The sequence below is a fragment of the Herbaspirillum sp. SJZ106 genome (assembly GCF_006715495.1).
In the GTDB taxonomy this organism is placed as follows: Bacteria; Pseudomonadota; Gammaproteobacteria; order Burkholderiales; family Burkholderiaceae_D; genus Herbaspirillum.
This window is the reverse complement of sequence record NZ_VFNI01000003.1, coordinates 527,069-545,526: the sequence shown is the minus strand read 5'-3', so window position 1 is coordinate 545,526 and position 18,458 is coordinate 527,069. Positions and strand designations below refer to the sequence as shown.

Here is an 18,458-nt window from a genome sequence, read left to right as displayed (position 1 = left end):
AAGCAAAAACCGTCAAACTCGCGCTTTTCCTGGAACACATTTCACAACAGGAGTGACATGTGTTCCAGAAATGGATGCCGTTTTCGCCCCTAACCTTGCGACGGGCGCATGTCGGCTTGATATACATTGCAGACTTGCAATATAACGAGATAGAGACTGTTTTAGATTGTTGTCATGAGTTTAGTGCCCTTTAGCCATATCAGCGCCTTGCGCTGCCTGATCATCGACGACATGCCGACGATGCGCCAGAACATCCGGATGCACCTCGGCCAACTCGGCGTGACCAAAGTGGATCAAGCCGCCACGCCTGACGAGGCGATCCGTTTCGTCCAGGCCGGCACTTACGACCTCATCATCTGCGACTACAACCTGAACAAGGAAAGCAACGGCCAGCAATTGCTGGAGTTCTTCCGTACCCAGAACATGCTCTCGCCGACCTCCATGTTCATCATGGTGACCGCCGAAAGCGGCTACAACCTGGTAGCCAGCGCCGCCGAGTTCCAGCCCGACGCCTACATGCTCAAGCCGCTCACCGCCAGCCGCATCGCCGAACGCGTCGATCGCCTGCTGGAAAAGCAACACGCCATGCTGCCGGTGACCGAAAAGATGAAGCGCAAGGATTTCGCCGGCGCTATTGCCGAATGCGACAACGTGCTCAAGGCCGCGCCCAAGTGGATCGTCGAAATCATGAAGACCAAGGGCACGCTGCTGGTCGACCAGCGCCGCATCGACGAAGCGCGCGAGGTGTATGCGCAGGCCCTGGCCATGCGCGACGACCTGGTGTGGGCCAAGCTCGGCCTGGCGCGCTGCAATATCGTGGCCGGCCAGCTGGATGATGCGCGCAAGACAGTCGAGGAAGTGCTCGCCCAGAACAAGCAGTTCATCGCCGCCTATGACCTGCTGGCGCAGATCGACGAGGCACAGGGCAACCAGGACGGCGCGCTGGCGGCGCTGACCATGTCCTCCGAAATCATTCCCTCGGCCCGCCGCAGCCGGCTGGTGGGGGATGTGGCCTACCGCAGCGGCCATCTGGAGCAGGCCAGGGAAGCCTACGACAAGGTGCTCAAGCACACCAAGGGCTCGCTTACCGCACAGCCGACCGACCTGCTGTCGCTGGCCCAGGTGCATGTCGACAGCGGCGATCCCGACCAGGCCCTGCGCTTGCTGGAAAGCGCCCCGCGCCGCTATGAGGAATCCAGGATGTTCACCGCGGCCCAGGCTGCGATGCAGGCCCAGGCCTATGTGCAGCTGGGCGATACCATCTCGGCGCAACAGGCCTTCGAAGCGGCCAGGCAGGCCATCGGCGAGGATATTTCCGAGGTCGCCACGCTGGCCCTGGCCAAGGCCGCTTTCTCGATGGGCAAGGATGACGAAGGCGCCAGGCTGATCGCCAACGCCATCAAGTCCGACCATGAGAACAAAACGCTGCAGATGCTGGCGCGCAAGGTATTGGCCGATACCGGCAAGGCCGCGCTGGCCGAGGAACTGATCGACGGCGCCGTCAAGCATTGCATGGGCATCATCGCCGAGGCCAACGCGCTCATGCGCAACGCCAAGCCCGACGAGTCGCTGGCCAAGCTGGAAGAAGCGCTCTCCAGCATGCCGGAAAACACCGGCGTGCTGCTGGCGTCGGCCCAGCTGCACCTACTGTGGATGAGCCAGCGCGGCTGGAACGACGAATACGTCAGGCGCGTGCGGCGCTATCTCGCCACGCTCGATCGCCTGATTCCGGGCAATGACCGTGTTGCCAAGATGCATAAGTTTTTACGCGACACCTTAAGCAAAGTAGCCCCGAAGAGCTGACCATGGATCCCAAGCTTGCCGCGATCATCATCCACGACATCAAGAACTCCTTGGGCGTCCTTGAGGGCGAACTGCGCCGCCTTTGCGACGATGTGCCGCGCGTGCAGCAGGCGCATGTCACCTGCCTGGCGCTGCAGGAAAAGCTGATCGCCTTCCTGACGCTCTACAAGGCCGATTCGCAAGGCCTGCGCGCGCAGGTCGAAGCGGTCTCGCCGCTGGACTTCCTGGAGGCGCTGCTGCGCGAGCACGCCCTGAGCCGCAATGGCCATCATGCCGAACTCAGGATCGATGAGACCGACATGCCGCTGGTCGGCTTCTTCGACGAACACCTGGTGGCCCTGGCGCTGGAGGCGGCGCTGCAAAACGCCAGCCGCTTCGCCTGTGCGCGCATCGAGCTCGGCTGCCGCAAGAATCCGGACGGCGGCGTGATCTTCACCGTGCGCGACGACGGCCCCGGCATCGGCACCCAGGAAAAGAAACAGTCCACCGGATTGGGCATGGACCTGTGCAATGCCATCGCCACGGCCCATAACAAACAAACCCGGCATGGCCAGGCGCGCTTGTCCAACCATCCGGACGGCGGCGCATTGTTCGAACTCCTCCTGCCCTGAGCCCGCTGCGCGCCTGTCGCGGCGACCGTCGCGCCAGCATGCGCAAAGCGCATATCCAAGCTTGAAAATAGTCGTTCTGCCGCACCGCGTTCGTCCTTAGAGTGTTCGTCTGCACCGCAGACTCCCCAACATTACAAGAACGGACCACATGGAACGCAGACACTTCCTCCGCATCGGCCCGGCCGCGCTCGGCGCCGGCCTGTTGGGCGCCGCCCCGCTGATGGCGCGCGCCACGCAAGCCCCCAAGACCATCCGCCTGGACTACGCCTATTACTCGCCGCCCAGCCTGGTGCTGCGCAAGTTCGGCTGGCTGGAAGAAGCGCTCAAGCCCCAGGGCACCGACGTCAAATGGGTGCTGAGCCAGGGCAGCAACCGCGCGCTCGAATACCTTAACAGCGACAGCGTGGACTTCGGCAGCACGGCCGGCCTGGCGGCGTTGCTAGCGCGCGCCAACGGCAATCCGATCAAGGCGGTGTACGTCTATTCGCGCCCGGAATGGACCGCGCTGGCAGTCTCCAGGGATTCCCCGATCAAATCCGTGCGCGAACTCAAGGGCAAGAAGGTGGCGGCCACCAAGGGCACCGATCCCTACCTCTTCCTGCTGCGCGCGCTGCATGAAAACGGCTTGCAGAAAAGCGATGTCGAGATCGTCCATCTGCAGCATCCCGATGGCCGCGTCGCGCTCGAACAAGGCCGGGTCGACGCCTGGGCCGGGCTCGATCCGCACCTGGCGGCCAGCGAGCTGGAAGCCGGCTCGCGCCTGATCTACCGCAACGTCAACTTCAACACCTACGGTTTCCTCAACGTCAGCGACGCCTTCGCCGCCCGCCATCCCGACCAGGTCAAGCGCGTGATCGCCGCCTATGAACAGGCGCGCGCATGGATCGCCGCGCATCCGGAAGACACCGTCAAGCTGCTGGCCGAAGAATCCAAACTGTCGCCTGACGTGGCGCGCCTGCAACTCAAGCGCAACGACTTCTCGCATCCGCAGATCGGCCGCGAGCACATCGACGCGCTGCGCGCCGCCGCCCCCATCCTGACCGAGGAAGACCTGGTCAAGAGCGGTACCGACCTGCCGCGCACCATCAACGCGCTGATCGATCCGTCGTACGCGCAAGGCGTGGTGAAGGCCTGAGGCGATGAGCGAGACGGGATCCGGCAGCCTGCCCGCGCAGGCATCGGTAGGGACGGAAATCGTCCGGGCCAAATCCGTTACGGCCAAGTCCCTCCGCAAGGGCTGGCCGCACGACGACGGTTATCGTCCGGGCCGCTTCACCGGTGCGATTCTGCCCCTGGCCTTCCTGCTGCTGACCGAAGCGTGCGCGCGGCTGGACATCATTCCGGCGCGCCTGCTGCCGCCGCCCAGCGAGCTGGCGCAAACGCTGTGGTCGCTGGCCGTGCGCGGCGAACTGCTGCCGCATATCCGGGCCAGCCTGGCGCGGGTGCTCGCGGGCTTTGCGATCGGCAGCCTGCTGGCGATCGCGCTGGGCTTGCTGGTCGGCATCAGCCGGCGCGCCGAGGCCTTGCTGGAACCCAGCTTCCAGGCCTTGCGCGCCATCCCCAGCCTGGCCTGGATCCCGCTGCTGCTGCTGTGGCTGGGCATCGACGAAACGCCCAAGATCGTGCTGATCGCCATCGGCGCCTTCTTCCCGGTCTACCTCAACCTGGTGGCTGGCATCCGCGACATCGACGACAAGCTGATCGAAGTCGGCACCAGTTCCGGCCTGGGCGCGTCCCAACTGATACGCCACATCCTGCTGCCGGCCGCGCTTCCCTACCTGTTCGCCGGCCTGCGCGGCGGCCTCAGCCTGGCCTGGATGTTCCTGGTGGCGGCCGAACTGATCGCGACCACGCGCGGGGTCGGCTACCTGCTGTCCGATGGCCGCGAAAGCAGCCGCCCCGACCTGGTGCTGGCGGCGATCCTGATCCTGGCGCTGCTGGGCAAGCTCAGCGACGGCCTGCTGCGCCGGCTGGAACAACACTGCCTGCGCTGGCGCGACGCCCATCGCGCCTCTTCCGCGAAATCCTGACCCAGCCCTTTCCGACTATTCCCATGCGCAAGAACATCTCTCCCGACCTGACCCGCCGCCATCTCCTGCAAGCCGGCGCCGCCATCGCCGCCGCCACGCTGGCGCCGTCCCTGCTGGCGCAAAACAACGGCCGCGCGATCCGCATCGGCTACCAGAAATCCTCGACCCTGCTGACCATCATCAAGGCCAACGGTTCGCTGGAAAAACTGCTGGCCCCCGGCGGCGCCAAGATCACCTGGCACGAATTCTCCAGCGGCCTGCCGCTGCTGGAAGCGCTCAATGTCGGCGGCGTCGACCTCAGCGCCGACGTGGCCGACACCGTACCGGTGTTCGCCCAGGCGGCGGGCGCCAGGCTCACTTATCTGGCGCAGGAGTCGCCCTCGCCGTCGGCGCAGGCCATCGTGGTCCGCGCCGATTCGCCGATCCGCAGCGTGGCCGAACTCAGGCGCAAGAAGATTGCCGTGACCAAGGCGGCCGGCGTGCACTATCTGCTGATCGCCACCCTGGAAAAGGCCGGCCTGAAATTCAGCGACGTCGACGCCGCCTACCTCTCGCCGGCCGACGGACGCGCCGCCTTCGAGCGCGGCAGCGTGGATGCCTGGGTGACCTGGGATCCCTTCCTGTCGGGCGTGCAGCGCCAATCCCAGGTGCGCGTGCTCTCGGACGGCCGCGGCATTGCCGACTACCAGCGCTACTACCTGGCGTCGACGCCGTTTGCCGACGCCAACCCCGATGTGCTGCGCACGGTGTTCGACGAACTGCAAAAGACCGGGCAATGGGCCAAGCAACATCCCAGGGAAGCCGCCGTCTTCCTCGCGCCGCTGTGGGGCCTGGATGCGGACACCGTCGAGCTGGCCAACAGCCGCCGCAGCTATGAAGTGCGCGCGGTAAAACTGGAGGCGCTGGGCGAACAGCAACGCATCGCCGATGCGTTCTTCTCCGCCAGCCTGCTGCCGAAAAAGGTAAACACGGCCGACGTCGCGATCTGGAAGCCGGCGCGACTGGGGTAAGGCATGGACGGGCTCGACAAGATCACGCTGGCGCTCATGGTGTTGCTGGTCGTGGTGGCATTGCTGTTTCCGCTATCGGGCAGCCGTGGCGATGGCCGCAAAGACGGCGACGGCGCTCCCGCCAAAGACCGGAAGAGGCATCGCTAGGCCAACGAGGCCATCACCGAGATATCCGCCTTCAGCACCTTCGACACCGGACAACCGGCCTTGGCGGCAGCCACCGCGTCATTGAATTTCTGCTCATCGCGATCATCCAGGTCGACCTTGACCGCCAGCTGGATGGCGGTAATGCTAAAGCCGGGGTCGGTCTTTTCCAGCGTCAGCGTAGCTTCCGTATCGATGCGCCTGGGGCCCAAACCGGCCTTTTCCAGCCGCGCCGACAAGTCCATCGAAAAACATCCGGCATGCGCTGCCGCAATCAATTCTTCCGGATTGGTGCCCACGCCGTTTTCAAAACGGGTGGAAAACGAGTATTGGGTATCGGACAGCGTCTTGCTCTCGGTGCTGAGTGCGCCCTTGCCGTCCTTCAGATTGCCGCTCCATACCGCCGATGCCTTGCGTTTCATGACAGCCTCCTTCGCTCAGGGTTGAAACAGGCGCGCAACCGCCTTGCGATCCGGCAAGCTGCCCGCAGGGTGTTTCATCATGCAGCGGCGACATGCACGCGACGATAGGACAACGGCGCGTCGCCGCGTAGGATTTCGCGAGAAACAGCGATGGCACGGCGATGGCAAAGACAAACTACGAATGGATACGGCCAGAAGCGGCCTGGAAGGGATGCGTCACGCAATTGCCGGGCGTGGCGAAGAAAGAATGACCGAACGGAAACGGTCAGGCGCGTGGAGTGCAAATAAAAAAACCGCCGGCAGAGCCGGCGGTAAAACGGACTGGCGACGCTCATCCACTAACCGCCGCCTTCCGCGCCAAACTTTTACTGATGCATGCTTGCTTACGCCGCCACGGGATCCAGTTGCTGGATACCTGCCAACAACCAGCCGCCTTGGCCCGAAACCGGCTTGGACAGGTTCCAGATCTCGGCGAACTGCGCCGGCGAGCTGTTCGGGTCTTCCTTGATGAAGCCGAAGAATTTCACGCTGGCGATGTAGTCGTTGCCCACGGTTTCCACGCCCAGCACTTCCGCATCCAGCGATACCACATCGGTCTGGTTGGCCGAAGCGCCGCGCTCCTGCAACTGCAGGCGCAGTTCGGCGAACATTTCCGGCGTGGTGAATTCGCGGATATCGTTGATGTCGGCCTTGTCCCATGCCGCTTGCAGGCGGATGAAATAGGTCTTGGCATTGCGCACGAAACCGACGGTGTCGAAACCGGCCGGGATGCCATAGGCAGCCACCGGTTCAGCCGAGCCGAAACCGCCGCCGAAACCCGAACCTTGCAGCGCCGCGGGCGGCTGTGCCGGTTCCAGCAGCGAACCGATCTTCGGGGTCGCGGTGCTGTCAGCCGGGTGGCCGCCATTGGGCGCGGCCCAGGCCGGACGCGGCTGCGATGCTTCCGATTTGCGGCGGAACATGCGGTAGATGAACATTGCCGCCATTGCGATCAGCGCAATGGTGAGGATGGTGCTGATCATGCTGGCCAGGGCGCCGCCCAGGCCGAGGTGCGAGAGCAGCGCGCCCAGGCCCAAGCCCAGCAACGCGCCACCCAGGATGCCCTTCCATGGGCTGGGCTTGGGTGCGGCGGCCGCAGCGCCTGCCGGCGCGGCGGGCTTGGCGGCAGCGGCCTGGTTCTGCATCGGGGCCGGGCTTTGCGCCTGGCGGCTGGCCGACGAAGATTGCTTGCCGAACGAACCGCCGCCGCCCAGACGCTTGGCTTCGACGCTGGTGATGCCAACCGACAGCGTCATCGCCGCCACGATCAGCGCGACAAATGCTTTTTTCATGCTATCTCCTGAGATTGATATCTGGTGTGATGCGGTCACACCGGCCGTATTGACTGAACTGTTGCGTACCTGATTGATGCCGGGCGAAGCCGGCTGGCGAGCCATGCGCGTACGGACATCGCTGTCGCAAGACGCAAAGCCACAAGTTTCAGGAGCGGTTCAGCGGACGCGGCAACGGATGTCGCGCAAGGCGACAGGATCAGGCGCGGGGAGGACGGCCTGCGAGAGGCAAGAACGGAGGTTGACTGGCGTCGTCGCTGCGAAGAGCGGGCGCCAGGCTTGAGGGTTCCGGCAGGACTGCCAGAGATTGGATCAGCACCGGTTCGTCACCGATGCCGGCATGGGTAGAGAAATCTTCGCCGCTGTCGGCGTAGCCGTTGCTGTCGTCATTGGCGCCGCCATTGTCGGCCTCGGCCACCGCGCCAGGCTGCGGGAGGTCGGCGGCGGCATGATCGGCAAGCGCGACGGTCTGCGCGCCAAGGTGCTTGGCGGCGACGTTGAGCTCGATCTGGACCGGCGCCGAGAAATCGGTTGCAGCGACCGAGCTGGCATAAGTCAGCACCGCTGCAAATACTTGCACCGGGAACAGACAGATCAGCAACAGAACCCACAAACGTTTCATCAGATTTTCCAGCAAAGATGCGAGAAATTATAACAACAAAAATGTCGACAACAGCACGGATAAAAATTAAATACAGCAACCAGATGGCGACCAGGCCATCCATTTCAAGTGCCGGCCGCCCGTTGTTACATTTATTTCCGGATGATCTCACGGAGCCTGCACTCCCGATACCGATCTTGCGCAAGCTTCCCGGATAAATCGCAAGCCCCGTGAAGACCTTTGGTCGGATTGCGAGCTTATGTTCAACACAATCGTCGCCCTCATTTGCATTGACGATTGAATTAGTAGATTATGCGTAAAAATACCACAATAATTCTATATTACGAGACAAATCAGACGAGGCGCCTCTCTGATCGATTCCTATGCGCATCCTCTTAGCTGAAGACGACAGTGTTCTGGCCGATGGATTGACGCGCTCCCTGCGCCATTCCGGATACGCCGCCGATTGCGTCAAGAATGGCCTGGAAGCCGATTCGGCCCTCTCCACCCAGGATTTCGATTTGCTGATCCTGGACCTGGGCCTGCCCAAGATGTCCGGGCTGGAAGTGCTGCGCCGGCTGCGCGCGCGCAACTCGCGCCTGCCGGTGCTGATCCTGACGGCGGCCGATTCGGTGGAACAGCGCGTGCAAGGGCTGGACCTGGGCGCCGACGACTACATGGCCAAGCCGTTCGCCTTGTCCGAACTGGAAGCCCGCGTGCGCGCCCTGACCCGGCGCGGCGCCGGCGGCGGCCCGACCGTGATCAAGCATGGGCCGCTGTCGTACGACCAGGTCGGTCGCATCGCCTACATCGGCGAACAGATGCTGGAATTGTCCGCGCGTGAACTGGGCCTTCTGGAAGTATTATTGCAACGCACGGGACGCCTGGTTTCCAAAGAACAGCTGGTGGACCATTTGTGCGAATGGGGAGAGGAAGTCAGCAACAATGCCATCGAGGTCTATGTCCATCGCCTGCGCAAGAAAATCGAGGTCGGCGGCGTGCGTATCGCTACCGTACGCGGGTTGGGCTATTGCCTCGAAAAACTCCCCGAGACCGCAGCCAGCAACGCCGCCTGATGCGATGACGGCCAGCGCCGGCCGCGCTTCCACTCCTGATGCCTTCGGCCACCATGCTGCGGCGTGATCCTCCGTCTGCGCCGGCCGAACCGGCCGCCTCGCCCGGCGGCGAGCCCCCGCCGGCGCCGCCGCCGCGCAAGAAACGCCGCGCCGCCATCGCCACCCAGCCGGTAGAGCGCATCCAGCGCTCGCTGTTCGGCGAAATCCTCGACTGGATGCTGGCCCCGCTGCTGCTGCTGTGGCCCATGAGCATCGCCATCACCTACCTGATTGCGCAATCGATTGCCAACCAGCCGTTCGACCGCGCGCTGGAGGACAGCGTCACCGTGCTCGCGCAGCAGGTGTCCGAGGTCAACGGCAAGGTCGTGGCGCGGCTGCCCGTCTCGGCGCGCGACCTGCTGCGCGCCGACGACATCGACAATATCTATTACAAGGTCAGCGGCCCCAACGGGGAGTATGTGGAAGGCGACGTCGACATGTCGCAACCGCCGCCCGAAGACGACCGCCAGAACATCGGCACCGTGCAATTCCGCAACGACATCCTGCACGGCAGCGACGTGCGCATCGCCTACGTGCAAGTCGACCTGCGCCGCAGCGCGGCGCAACGCGCGGCCGCCCGCGAACCCCGGCTGGCCACGGTACAGGTCGGCGAAACCCTGGAAAAGCGCGCCCAGCTCGCCAATGAAATCATCAAGGGCGTGATCCTGCCGCAGTTCATCATCTTGCCGGTGGCGCTGGCGCTGGTGTGGTTCGCGCTCTCGCGCGGCTTGTCGCCGCTGTCGGAACTGCAGCAGCGCATCCGCGCGCGCCGCCCCGACGACCTCAGCCCGATCGACTCGGGCCAGGTGCCCGAAGAAATCTCGCCGCTGGTGCGTTCGCTCAACGACATGCTGGAGCGGCTGTCGCAGACCATCGCGATCCAGAAGCGCTTCATCGCCGATGCCGCGCACCAGATGAAGACGCCGCTGGCCGGCATGCGCATGCAATCCGAACTGGCCCTGCGCCAGGACGACCAGGTCGATGTGCGGCGCTCGCTGGAGCAGCTGGCCAAGAGCTCCGAATCGGCCACCCGCCTGGTCAACCAGCTGCTGTCGCTGGCCCGCGCCGAGAACCAGGTCTCGCAGGCCGGCGCCATGGTGCCGATCGAACTCTCGGAGCTGGCGCGCACGGTGGTGCAGGATTGGGTGCCGATGTCGTTCACCCAGCGCATCGACCTCGGCTTCGAACAGCCCGGCCACCCGATCATGATCCACGGAAATCCGCTGATGCTGCGCGAACTGCTCTCCAACCTGCTCGACAACGCGCTGCACTACACGCCGCACGACGGCCTGGGCAGCGTGACGGTGCGCGCGCGCAGCGACGAGCAAGCCGGGCTGGCGATCCTGGAAGTGGAAGACACCGGCCCCGGCATCCCGCCCGCGGAACGAAAAAACGTGTTCGAACGCTTCTACCGCATCCTCGGCACGCCCAGCACCGGCAGCGGGCTGGGATTGGCGATCGTACGCGAGATCGCCCAGCAGCATGACGCCAAGGTGGACATTTCCAATAATCCGCGCAGCGGCGACCCCAAGCTGCCGGGCAGCCTGTTTTGCGTCAGCTTCCGCCTGGTGCCGCGCACGTCTTTCATCGACGACATCGGCTGACATGGACCAAGGCCCCTCCCACCACCACGGCCCCGGCGATGCCGGCCACCACTGGCACAAGATCCGCAAGCACACCGCCGCGCTGCTGGCGGCCTGGTTTCTGGCCACGTTCTTTTTCATCTTCTTCGCGCGCGAACTGGACCGGATCCATTTGTTCGGCTGGCCCATCTCTTTCTACATGGCGGCCCAGGGCATGATCCTGATCTACCTGGCCATCGTGGTGATCTACATCCGGCGCATGCAGCGCATCGAACAACAGGTACACGGCGAGCAGGGACATGGAGAGTAACAAGCATTTTTTCTGGCGGCTGACCCGCTACTACTCCCTCTACACGGTCGGCTTCATCGCCTTTTTGTGCGTACTGGCCATCCTCGAGCACGAGGGCATGCCGCGCTCCTGGATCGGCTACCTGTTCCTGTTCGTCACCATCGGCCTGTATGCCGCCATCGGCGTGGTCTGCCGCACCTCGGACGTGCCCGAATACTACGTCGCCGGGCGCCGCGTGCCGCCCCTGTTCAACGGCATGGCCACCGCCGCCGACTGGATCTCGGCCGCCACCTTCATCAGCCTGGCAGGCGGACTCTACCTGCAAGGTTTCGACGGCCTGGCCTACATCCTCGGCTGGACCGGCGGCTACTGCCTGGTGGCGCTGCTGATCGCCCCTTACCTGCGCAAGTTCGGCCAATACACCATCGCCGACTTCCTGGCCGCGCGCTATCCCGGAAAATTCGGCGGCACGCCGATCCGTATCCTGGCCGTGGCCGCCACCATCCTGATTTCCTTCACCTACGTGGTGGCGCAGATCTACGGCGTGGGCCTGATCACCTCGCGCTTCACCGGCATCGATTTCTCGATCGGCATCTTCCTCGGCCTGGCCAGCATCCTGGTGTGCTCCTTCCTCGGCGGCATGCGCGCCATCACCTGGACCCAGGTGGCCCAATACATCATCATCCTGTTCGCCTACCTGATCCCGGTGGTCTGGCTGTCGGCCAAGCACACCACGGTGCCGGTGCCGCCGGTGGCTTACGGCGCGGTGCTGCCCAAGCTCAAGGCGATCGAACACAAGCTCGAAGACGCCCCCAAGGAACAGGAGATCCGCAAGATCTTCCTGGCGCGCGCCGACGAGCTCGAATACAAACTGAAGAACCTGCCCCACTCCTGGGAAGAAGGGCGCCTGGAAGCGCAGCGCCACATCGACGAAGTCAAGCGCGACACGCACGCCTCGCTGGCCGAAATCAAGGCCGCCAGCCGCGCCCTGTCGTCCTATCCGAAAAGTGCAGGAGAAGCCGAGCGGCGCTGGAGCGACGCGCGCGCCGCCAACCTCATACGGGCGCAGCCGCCGGTCTCGCAGACCGAACCCTTCCCCGGCCGCGACAAAGAGAGTTCCGACATCAAGCGCAACAATTTCCTCGCGCTGGTGTTCTGCCTGATGCTGGGCACCGCCGCGCTGCCGCACATCCTGATGCGCTACTACACCACGCCCACCGTGTCGGCCGCGCGCAAGTCGGTATTCTGGACGCTGTTTTTCATCATGCTGATCTACCTCTCGGTGCCGGCCCTGACCGTGCTGGTGAAATACGACATCTACACCTCGCTGGTCGGCAGCAGCTACAACCACCTGCCCGACTGGGTCTATTACTGGGCCAACATCGACAAGGTCAATCCGCTGGTCTCCATTACCGACCTCAACCGCGACGGCCTGGTGCAACTGGGCGAAATCTCGATGGATGGCGACATCATCGTGCTGGCCATGCCCGAAATCGCCGGACTGCCCTACTTCGTTTCCGGACTGGTCGCCGCCGGCGGCCTGGCGGCGGCGCTCTCGACCGCCGACGGCCTGCTGCTGACGATCTCCAACGCGCTCTCGCACGACATCTACTACAAGGTGGTCGACCCCAGCGCCTCGACCCAGAAACGCGTGACCATCTCCAAGCTGCTGTTGCTGGTGGTGGCGCTGCTGGCGGCCTATGCCGCCTCGCTCAAACCGGGCGATATCCTGTCGATGGTCGGCGCCGCCTTCTCGCTGGCCGGTTCCACCCTGTTCCCGGCGCTGGTGCTGGGCGTGTTCTGGAAACGCGCCAACCAGGCCGGCGCGGTGGCCGGCATCGTGTGCGGCTTTTTGATGTGCGTGTACTACATGCTGCACACCAACCCGACCTTCGGCGGCAGCGCCGCCGGCCAGTGGTTCCACATCGCGCCGATCTCCGCCGGCGTGTTCGGCGTGCCGGTGGGCATTGCGGCCATGGTCATCGTCAGCCTGCTCACGCCGCCGCCGGACGAAGCTACCATCGCGCTGATCGACCACATCCGCACGCCATGATTTCCTGCGGCAACACATTGCGAGCCGGTCCGGCTCGATCGCAAAAAGCGAGGTAAAACCCGCTCTGATCGCCGTTCCGCGACAAGCCTTTCGGGCCTTACAATCTTCAACTCACGGGGAAATCCTTGACGTCCGGGGGGACGGCAAGGGCAAGACGACATCGGCCATCATCCCCGCCCCCTCTAATAATCAAGACCAAGAAAGGGCTCACCGATGAAACTGTCTCAAATGAAAGTCTCCAATCGCCTGAACGTGGGATTCGGCGTCGTGCTGGGGTTGCTGGCGCTGGTCATCGCCATTGGCGTGAACCTCATGGGCGAAATCAATGCCCGTCTCAACTCCATCAGCAACGTCAACAATGTCGAAGCGCGACTGGCAGTGGCCTTGCGCACCTCGCTGTATGAGCAGTCGATGGCCACGCGCGACCTCCTGCTGGCGCCGGATGCTGCGGCGCGCAAAATCTTCACCGAACGCATCAGGAAGGAAATCGCCAATTACCAGGGCATCGAAAAGGAACTCGATACGATGTTCAGCACCCTGGCAGAGACGGCCGACATCGAAACAGCCGCCATGGCACAGGTCAAGGCACTTTCAGCGTCCGCCGCACCGTTGCTGCAAAAGCTGACCGAACTGGCGGACGCCGACGACATCGAGGGCGTGCGCCAGTTGCTGGCCAGTGGCCTGACTGCCAAGCAAACGGAACGCCGCGTGAAACTGGGTGAGCTGGTCGCACTGGAAGACCGCCTCAACAACGAAGCCAGCGCGGAGGCGACCTCGTTCTACCTGGTCGCCAAACACACCATACTGGTACTGGGCGTCATCGCGCTGGCCATCGGCATCGTCCTGGCGCTGGCCATCTCGCGCGGGCTGGTCGGCCAACTGGGAGGCGAGCCGGCGTATGCCGCCGACATCGCCAACCGCATCGCCGCCGGCGACCTCAGCAGCCAGATCACCGTCGACGGCAAGAAAACCAGCTTGCTGCATGCCATGAAATCGATGAACGGCAACCTGCAGGAGATCGTCAGCGAGGTACGCACCGGCAGCGATGCCATCGCCGTCGCCACCACCCAGATCGCCACCGGGAACTTCGACCTCTCGTCGCGCACCGAGCAGCAGGCCGGCTCGCTGGAAGAAACCGCGGCGGCCATCGAAGAACTGACCTCCACCGTGCGGCAAAACGCCGATAACGCGGCGCAGGCCAGCCAGTTGGCGATCTCGGCTTCCGAGATCGCCGAGAATGCGGGCCAGTCGGTGCAACGCATGATCGCCACCATGAATGCGATCGATTCATCGTCCAAGCAGATCGTCAACATCATCAACGTGATCGACGGCATTTCCTTCCAGACCAATATCCTGGCGTTGAATGCCGCAGTGGAAGCTGCGCGCGCCGGCGAACAGGGACGCGGCTTCGCCGTGGTCGCCTCGGAGGTGCGCTCGCTGGCCCAGCGCAGCGCATCGGCGGCCAAGGAAATCAAGGCCCTGATCGAAGAATCGGTCAGCAACGTCGACAGCGGCTACCAGCTGGTGCAGCAGACCGGCAGCACCATGGATGGCGTGGTCGAGAGCATCCGCAAGGTATGCGACGTGGTCGCCGAGATTACCGAAGCCGGGCGCGAACAGGCCTCGGGCATCCAGCAAATCAACGACGCCATCCTGCAGATGGACCAGACCACGCAGCAAAATGCGGCGCTGGTGGAACAGGCCGCCGCCGCCGCGCAGACCCTGCAGGACCAGGCGCAGCGCCTGCAGCAGGCCGTCAGCGTATTCATGCTCAAGCCGCAGGCTTAAATCCCGGGCCGCCGCCGCGCCTGGCAAGGCGGTATCCGCCATGGATTTCCATGCAGCAACCCGACAAGAACCGGGTTGCGCCATCCCGCCTGCCTACATAGACACCTAGACCGCGAACGCCAGTTCGCCCGCCTCTTCGCCCGGCATCACCGTGACCGCCACCTGCATGGTTTGCTGGCCGCCGCCAATCAGTACGCCGCGCAAAGGCGAGACATCGAGGAAATCGCGCCCCCATCCCAGCGTGATGTGGCTGGTGCCGGGAAACAGGCCGTTGGTGGGATCGGCATCGATCCACACGCCGGCCTGGCCATCGCGTCCGGGGCAATACACCGAAACCCAGGCATGCGAGGCGTCGGCCCCCACCAGGCGCGGCTGGCCCGGCGGCGGCTGGGTCAGCAGGTAGCCGCTGACGTAGCGCGCGGCCAGTCCGACCGAACGCAGGCAGGACAACATCAGGTGCGCAAAGTCCTGGCACACGCCGCGCCGGTTGGCGAACACATCGGTCACCGGCGTGGAAACGGTGGTGGCGGCCGGGTCGAACGCGAATTCATCAAAGATGCGCAGCATCAGCGCGCGCACCCCGTCCAGCAACGACAACCCCGGCGTGAAGCATTGCTCGGCGTAATGGATGAACTCGCGCTTGATGCGCACATGGGAAGACTCGAACAGGAAATTGGACGCATCCAGCATCTCCGGCGGCAGAGGCCGCGCCCCCTGGTAGGACAGCAATGCGACCGCCTCCTCCCACGGCATGGAATGCACCGGCAGCAGGCGCGGCCTCAACTCGACCCAGGACTCGGCGACCACGTCGAGACTGGTATGGTCGATGTCCAACGAGAATGCCTTGATGACGTTGCCGAAATTGTCTTCATAGCTGCGCACCAGCGCCGGCGCCGGCTGGATATTGACCTGGTGCGACAGGCAACGCTGCCAGGCCAGCTCGCGCGGCGTCAGATGCAGCATCTGGTGCGACAGGCGCACCGGCAGCGAATACTGGTAAGTGGTCTGGTGGTGGATCTGGTAGATGACGCGTTCGTCGGCGGCCTGGCCGGCGGTGTCTTTTTCCGTCATTTCATACTCCCTGGCTGACCGGCGCCGTCAACGGCGTGAAGTAATGGCGCGACAAGTCGTCCGACAGCATATAGCCGCCGCTGACGGCGTCGCGCATCAATTGCGCCAGGCGCGCGTTGGCCTCTTCCATGGTAGGCGAGCCGTGCGCGAAATCGGCCAGGTTCATCGCCTCCAGCTGGCCGGCCAGGTGCGCCGGAATGGTCATGCTCAGCAAGCCCAGTTGCTGCGCGATGTCGGCGAGGTATTGCTGCAGCATGCGGAACTGGTAAGCCATGCCGTGCGGATTGCTGGTATCGAACACCAGCAAGTGCAACACCGGCAGCCACTCCGGCGTGCGCCGATAGCGCACGCGGTAGGTGACGATGCTGCTGGCCGACTCCAGCAGCCACGACAGCGCCGCGGTCTGGCGCGCCGCCGGCAGGCGCAGGAAGTTGTCCAGCAGCGTGGCCATGTTGACCATGCGCTCGATATGCCGCCCCACCATCAGGAACTGCCAGCCGGCGTCGCGCGTCATGTCGTCCAAGGCATGGCCGGCCAGGCCGGAACAGGCGTCGATCACATTGCCCAGCACATGCTGGGCGCCGGTGGGCGTACTGATGCGCTCCTGCACCATGGCCGGCATCTTGGTCAGGGCATGCCAATTGTCCAGCGACAGGTGTTCGCGCACCTGGTAGGCCGCGTGCGCCAGCTGGCGCACCTGGGTCGCCACGCTGACCGGCGCCGACGAATCGATGACGGCGGCCTGCAGGCTTTGCTGCAGGCCGGTGATGGTCGGGCGAGGATCGGACTTGGGCATGAGCACGCCAAGCTGGCTGCAAATCCAGCTCACGCTGCCCAGGATGCCGCGGCTTTCGCTCTGGCCGTCCATCGTGTATTGCAAGGTGGTGCGCAGCAGGCGCGCCAGGTTCTTCACGCGCTCCGAATAGCGCCCCATCCAGAACAGGTTTTCGCCGGAGTGGGAAGACACGTCGACGGTGCTGCGGATCAGCGTGCCGTTGACCGTATCGACGATATCATCGGGCAGTTGCTCGGCCGGACCGGGTTCGCTTTCACGCAGCACCCAGACATCCTTGGTGGTGCCGCCCTGCTGCATCGACACCACGTCGCGGCGCTGGCGCGACGCCACGCGGGTCAGGCCGCCCGGCATCACCTGGTAACCGCCGCGGCCGTCGGCCACGGCAAACACGCGCAGGCTGATGGTGCGCCCCATCAGGCCATAGTCGCCGCTGCGCGACATCACCGGCGCCTGCGACAGGCGCACCCATTCCTGGGCCGCATAGGCGTGCGGCTGCAGTTGCAGGCTTTCGATCAGGCGGCGCCGCGCCGCGCCGGTGACGGTATGGCCGAATACCGGCTGCATGCGCATGGAAGAAAAGGCCGGCACGATGACCAGGTCGTCGAGATGCTCCAGCGTGTAATCCAGCGCAGGCTTCTCGCCGCACCACCAGGACGCCACCGCCGGCAGCGCCAGCGGCTCGCCCAGCAGGCGCTCGCTGATGGCCGGCAGGAAACCGTGCAACGCGGTCGATTCCAGCACGCCGCTGCCCAGCGAATTGGCCACCAGTACATTGCCCAGGCGCGCGGCCTGCGTCAGGCCGGGAATTCCCAGCGCCGAATCGGCGCGCAATTCCAGCGGATCGCAATAATCGTCGTCCATGCGGCGCAGGATGGCATGCACGCGGCGCAGGCCGTTCAGGGTCTTCAGGAACACCTGGTCGCCGCGCACCGTCAGGTCGACACCTTCAACCAGCGGGAAGCCCAGCGTATGCGCCAGGAACACATGCTCCGAATAGGTTTCGTTGTAGGGGCCGGGCGTGAGCAGCACGATCAACGGCATCTCGCCATTGGCCGGCGCCAGTTGCGTGAGCATGGCGCGCAGCGTGTGGAAGTAGCCATGCGGCGATTGCACGTGCATGTCGCGCAGCGCCTCGGGCATGGCGCGCGCCATGATCTGGCGGTTCTGCAGGGCGTAGCCGGTGCCTGACGGCCCCTGGGTGCGGTCCGACACCACCCACCAGGTGCCATCGGCCGAGCGCGCCAGGTCGATCGCATAAGCATGCAAATGCACGCCGCCCGGCGGCCTGATGCCATGGCACGGCATCAGGTAGCCGTGCTGGCCGAACACCAGCGCCGGCGGCAGCAGGCCTTCGCTGAGGAGGGCCTGCTCGCCGTACAGGTCGGCCAGCACCGCGTTCATCAGGCGCGCGCGCTGGGCCACCGCCTTGGCCAGGAACTGCCACTCGTCGGCCGCCACGATGTGCGGCAGCAAGTCCAGCTCCCACGGGCGGTTGGCGCCCTTGGGATCGGCGTAGACGTTGTAGGTGACGCCATCGGAAGCGATGGCCTCGCGCACTTCGCTGGCGCGCCGGCGCAACATCTCCGGCGACAGGTTTTCCAGCTGGTCGATCAGCGTCCGCCAATGCGGCCGCAGGCGGCCGTCGGCTGACAGCATTTCGTCGTAACGATCGCTGTTGGCCGAATAGCTTTCCAGTAAACGCTGATGCATAAATGGGGCTGGGCGGGCGCGATGCGGGCGGGTCCGCCGCTGCCTGTTGGCGCCGGCGAACCGGCTTGCGTGGGCGGGAGGACCGGCGCGGCGCGAACGCC

At 64.5% G+C, this 18,458-nt stretch carries 16 protein-coding genes; 11 read left to right on the top strand and 5 right to left on the bottom strand.

Annotated features, from left to right (window positions below; all coding sequences use genetic code 11):
- The first annotated feature begins 174 nt into the window (after positions 1-174).
- The 6 genes from FB598_RS12285 to FB598_RS20745 all read left to right on the top strand — a co-directional run bounded on the left by FB598_RS12285 (position 175) and on the right by FB598_RS20745 (position 5,601).
- Positions 175-1,803, top strand: a complete 1,629-nt coding sequence (locus FB598_RS12285) for a tetratricopeptide repeat-containing response regulator (protein ID WP_141914404.1) — start codon at positions 175-177, stop codon at positions 1,801-1,803.
- Between the two features lie 2 nt (positions 1,804-1,805).
- Positions 1,806-2,414: a sensor histidine kinase KdpD gene (locus FB598_RS12280; RefSeq protein WP_141914405.1), complete on the top strand. Its 609-nt coding sequence runs from the start codon at positions 1,806-1,808 to the stop codon at positions 2,412-2,414.
- Positions 2,415-2,562: 148 nt separating this feature from the next.
- Positions 2,563-3,549 (top strand): aliphatic sulfonate ABC transporter substrate-binding protein, encoded by a 987-nt coding sequence (locus tag FB598_RS12275; protein WP_141914406.1) that lies wholly within the window; start codon positions 2,563-2,565, stop codon positions 3,547-3,549.
- Between the two features lie 4 nt (positions 3,550-3,553).
- Positions 3,554-4,444 (top strand): ABC transporter permease, encoded by an 891-nt coding sequence (locus tag FB598_RS12270; protein WP_141914407.1) that lies wholly within the window; start codon positions 3,554-3,556, stop codon positions 4,442-4,444.
- A 23-nt stretch (positions 4,445-4,467) separates the two neighbouring features.
- Entirely contained in the window at positions 4,468-5,454 is a 987-nt protein-coding gene (locus tag FB598_RS12265) for an aliphatic sulfonate ABC transporter substrate-binding protein (RefSeq protein ID WP_141914408.1), read from the top strand.
- A 3-nt stretch (positions 5,455-5,457) separates the two neighbouring features.
- Positions 5,458-5,601, top strand: coding sequence for a hypothetical protein (locus FB598_RS20745; protein ID WP_183405826.1), 144 nt, complete (start codon positions 5,458-5,460; stop codon positions 5,599-5,601).
- Here FB598_RS20745 and FB598_RS12260 read toward each other — a convergent pair.
- The 3 genes from FB598_RS12260 to FB598_RS12250 form a co-directional block, all read right to left on the bottom strand.
- Positions 5,598-6,020: an OsmC family protein gene (locus tag FB598_RS12260; protein ID WP_141914409.1), complete on the bottom strand. Its 423-nt coding sequence runs from the start codon at positions 6,018-6,020 to the stop codon at positions 5,598-5,600. The genes FB598_RS20745 and FB598_RS12260 overlap by 4 nt on opposite strands.
- 383 nt (positions 6,021-6,403) lie before the next feature.
- Positions 6,404-7,351 carry a Tim44 domain-containing protein gene (locus FB598_RS12255; protein WP_141914410.1) on the bottom strand — a complete coding sequence of 316 codons (948 nt, stop codon included), beginning with the start codon at positions 7,349-7,351 and terminating at the stop codon, positions 6,404-6,406.
- Positions 7,352-7,550: 199 nt separating this feature from the next.
- A complete protein-coding gene (locus tag FB598_RS12250) occupies positions 7,551-7,973 on the bottom strand; it encodes a hypothetical protein (protein ID WP_141914411.1) in 423 nt (140 codons plus the stop codon).
- Positions 7,974-8,335: 362 nt separating this feature from the next.
- Here FB598_RS12250 and FB598_RS12245 point away from each other — a divergent pair, with 362 nt between their 5' ends.
- The 5 genes from FB598_RS12245 (at position 8,336) to FB598_RS12225 (ending at position 14,780) form a co-directional block, all read left to right on the top strand.
- Complete coding sequence (locus FB598_RS12245; RefSeq protein WP_141914412.1) at positions 8,336-9,028, top strand: response regulator transcription factor; 693 nt, start codon at positions 8,336-8,338, stop codon at positions 9,026-9,028.
- 53 nt (positions 9,029-9,081) lie between these two features.
- Complete coding sequence (locus FB598_RS12240) at positions 9,082-10,671, top strand: sensor histidine kinase (RefSeq protein WP_141914936.1); 1,590 nt, start codon at positions 9,082-9,084, stop codon at positions 10,669-10,671.
- Position 10,672: 1 nt separating this feature from the next.
- Complete coding sequence (locus tag FB598_RS12235; RefSeq protein ID WP_141914413.1) at positions 10,673-10,960, top strand: DUF4212 domain-containing protein; 288 nt, start codon at positions 10,673-10,675, stop codon at positions 10,958-10,960.
- Positions 10,950-12,992: a sodium:solute symporter family protein gene (locus tag FB598_RS12230; RefSeq protein ID WP_141914414.1), complete on the top strand. Its 2,043-nt coding sequence runs from the start codon at positions 10,950-10,952 to the stop codon at positions 12,990-12,992. The genes FB598_RS12235 and FB598_RS12230 overlap by 11 nt, the downstream gene beginning before the upstream one ends.
- Before the next feature lie 228 nt (positions 12,993-13,220).
- Positions 13,221-14,780: a methyl-accepting chemotaxis protein gene (locus FB598_RS12225; RefSeq protein WP_255463999.1), complete on the top strand. Its 1,560-nt coding sequence runs from the start codon at positions 13,221-13,223 to the stop codon at positions 14,778-14,780.
- Between the two features lie 105 nt (positions 14,781-14,885).
- Here FB598_RS12225 and FB598_RS12220 read toward each other — a convergent pair whose 3' ends face one another.
- Both FB598_RS12220 and FB598_RS12215 read right to left on the bottom strand, forming a co-directional pair.
- A complete protein-coding gene (locus FB598_RS12220; RefSeq protein WP_141914416.1) occupies positions 14,886-15,851 on the bottom strand; it encodes a transglutaminase family protein in 966 nt (321 codons plus the stop codon).
- 1 nt (position 15,852) lies between these two features.
- On the bottom strand, positions 15,853-18,357 hold the full coding sequence (locus FB598_RS12215) for a circularly permuted type 2 ATP-grasp protein (protein ID WP_141914417.1): 2,505 nt from the start codon (positions 18,355-18,357) through the stop codon (positions 15,853-15,855).
- Positions 18,358-18,458: the final 101 nt, after the last annotated feature.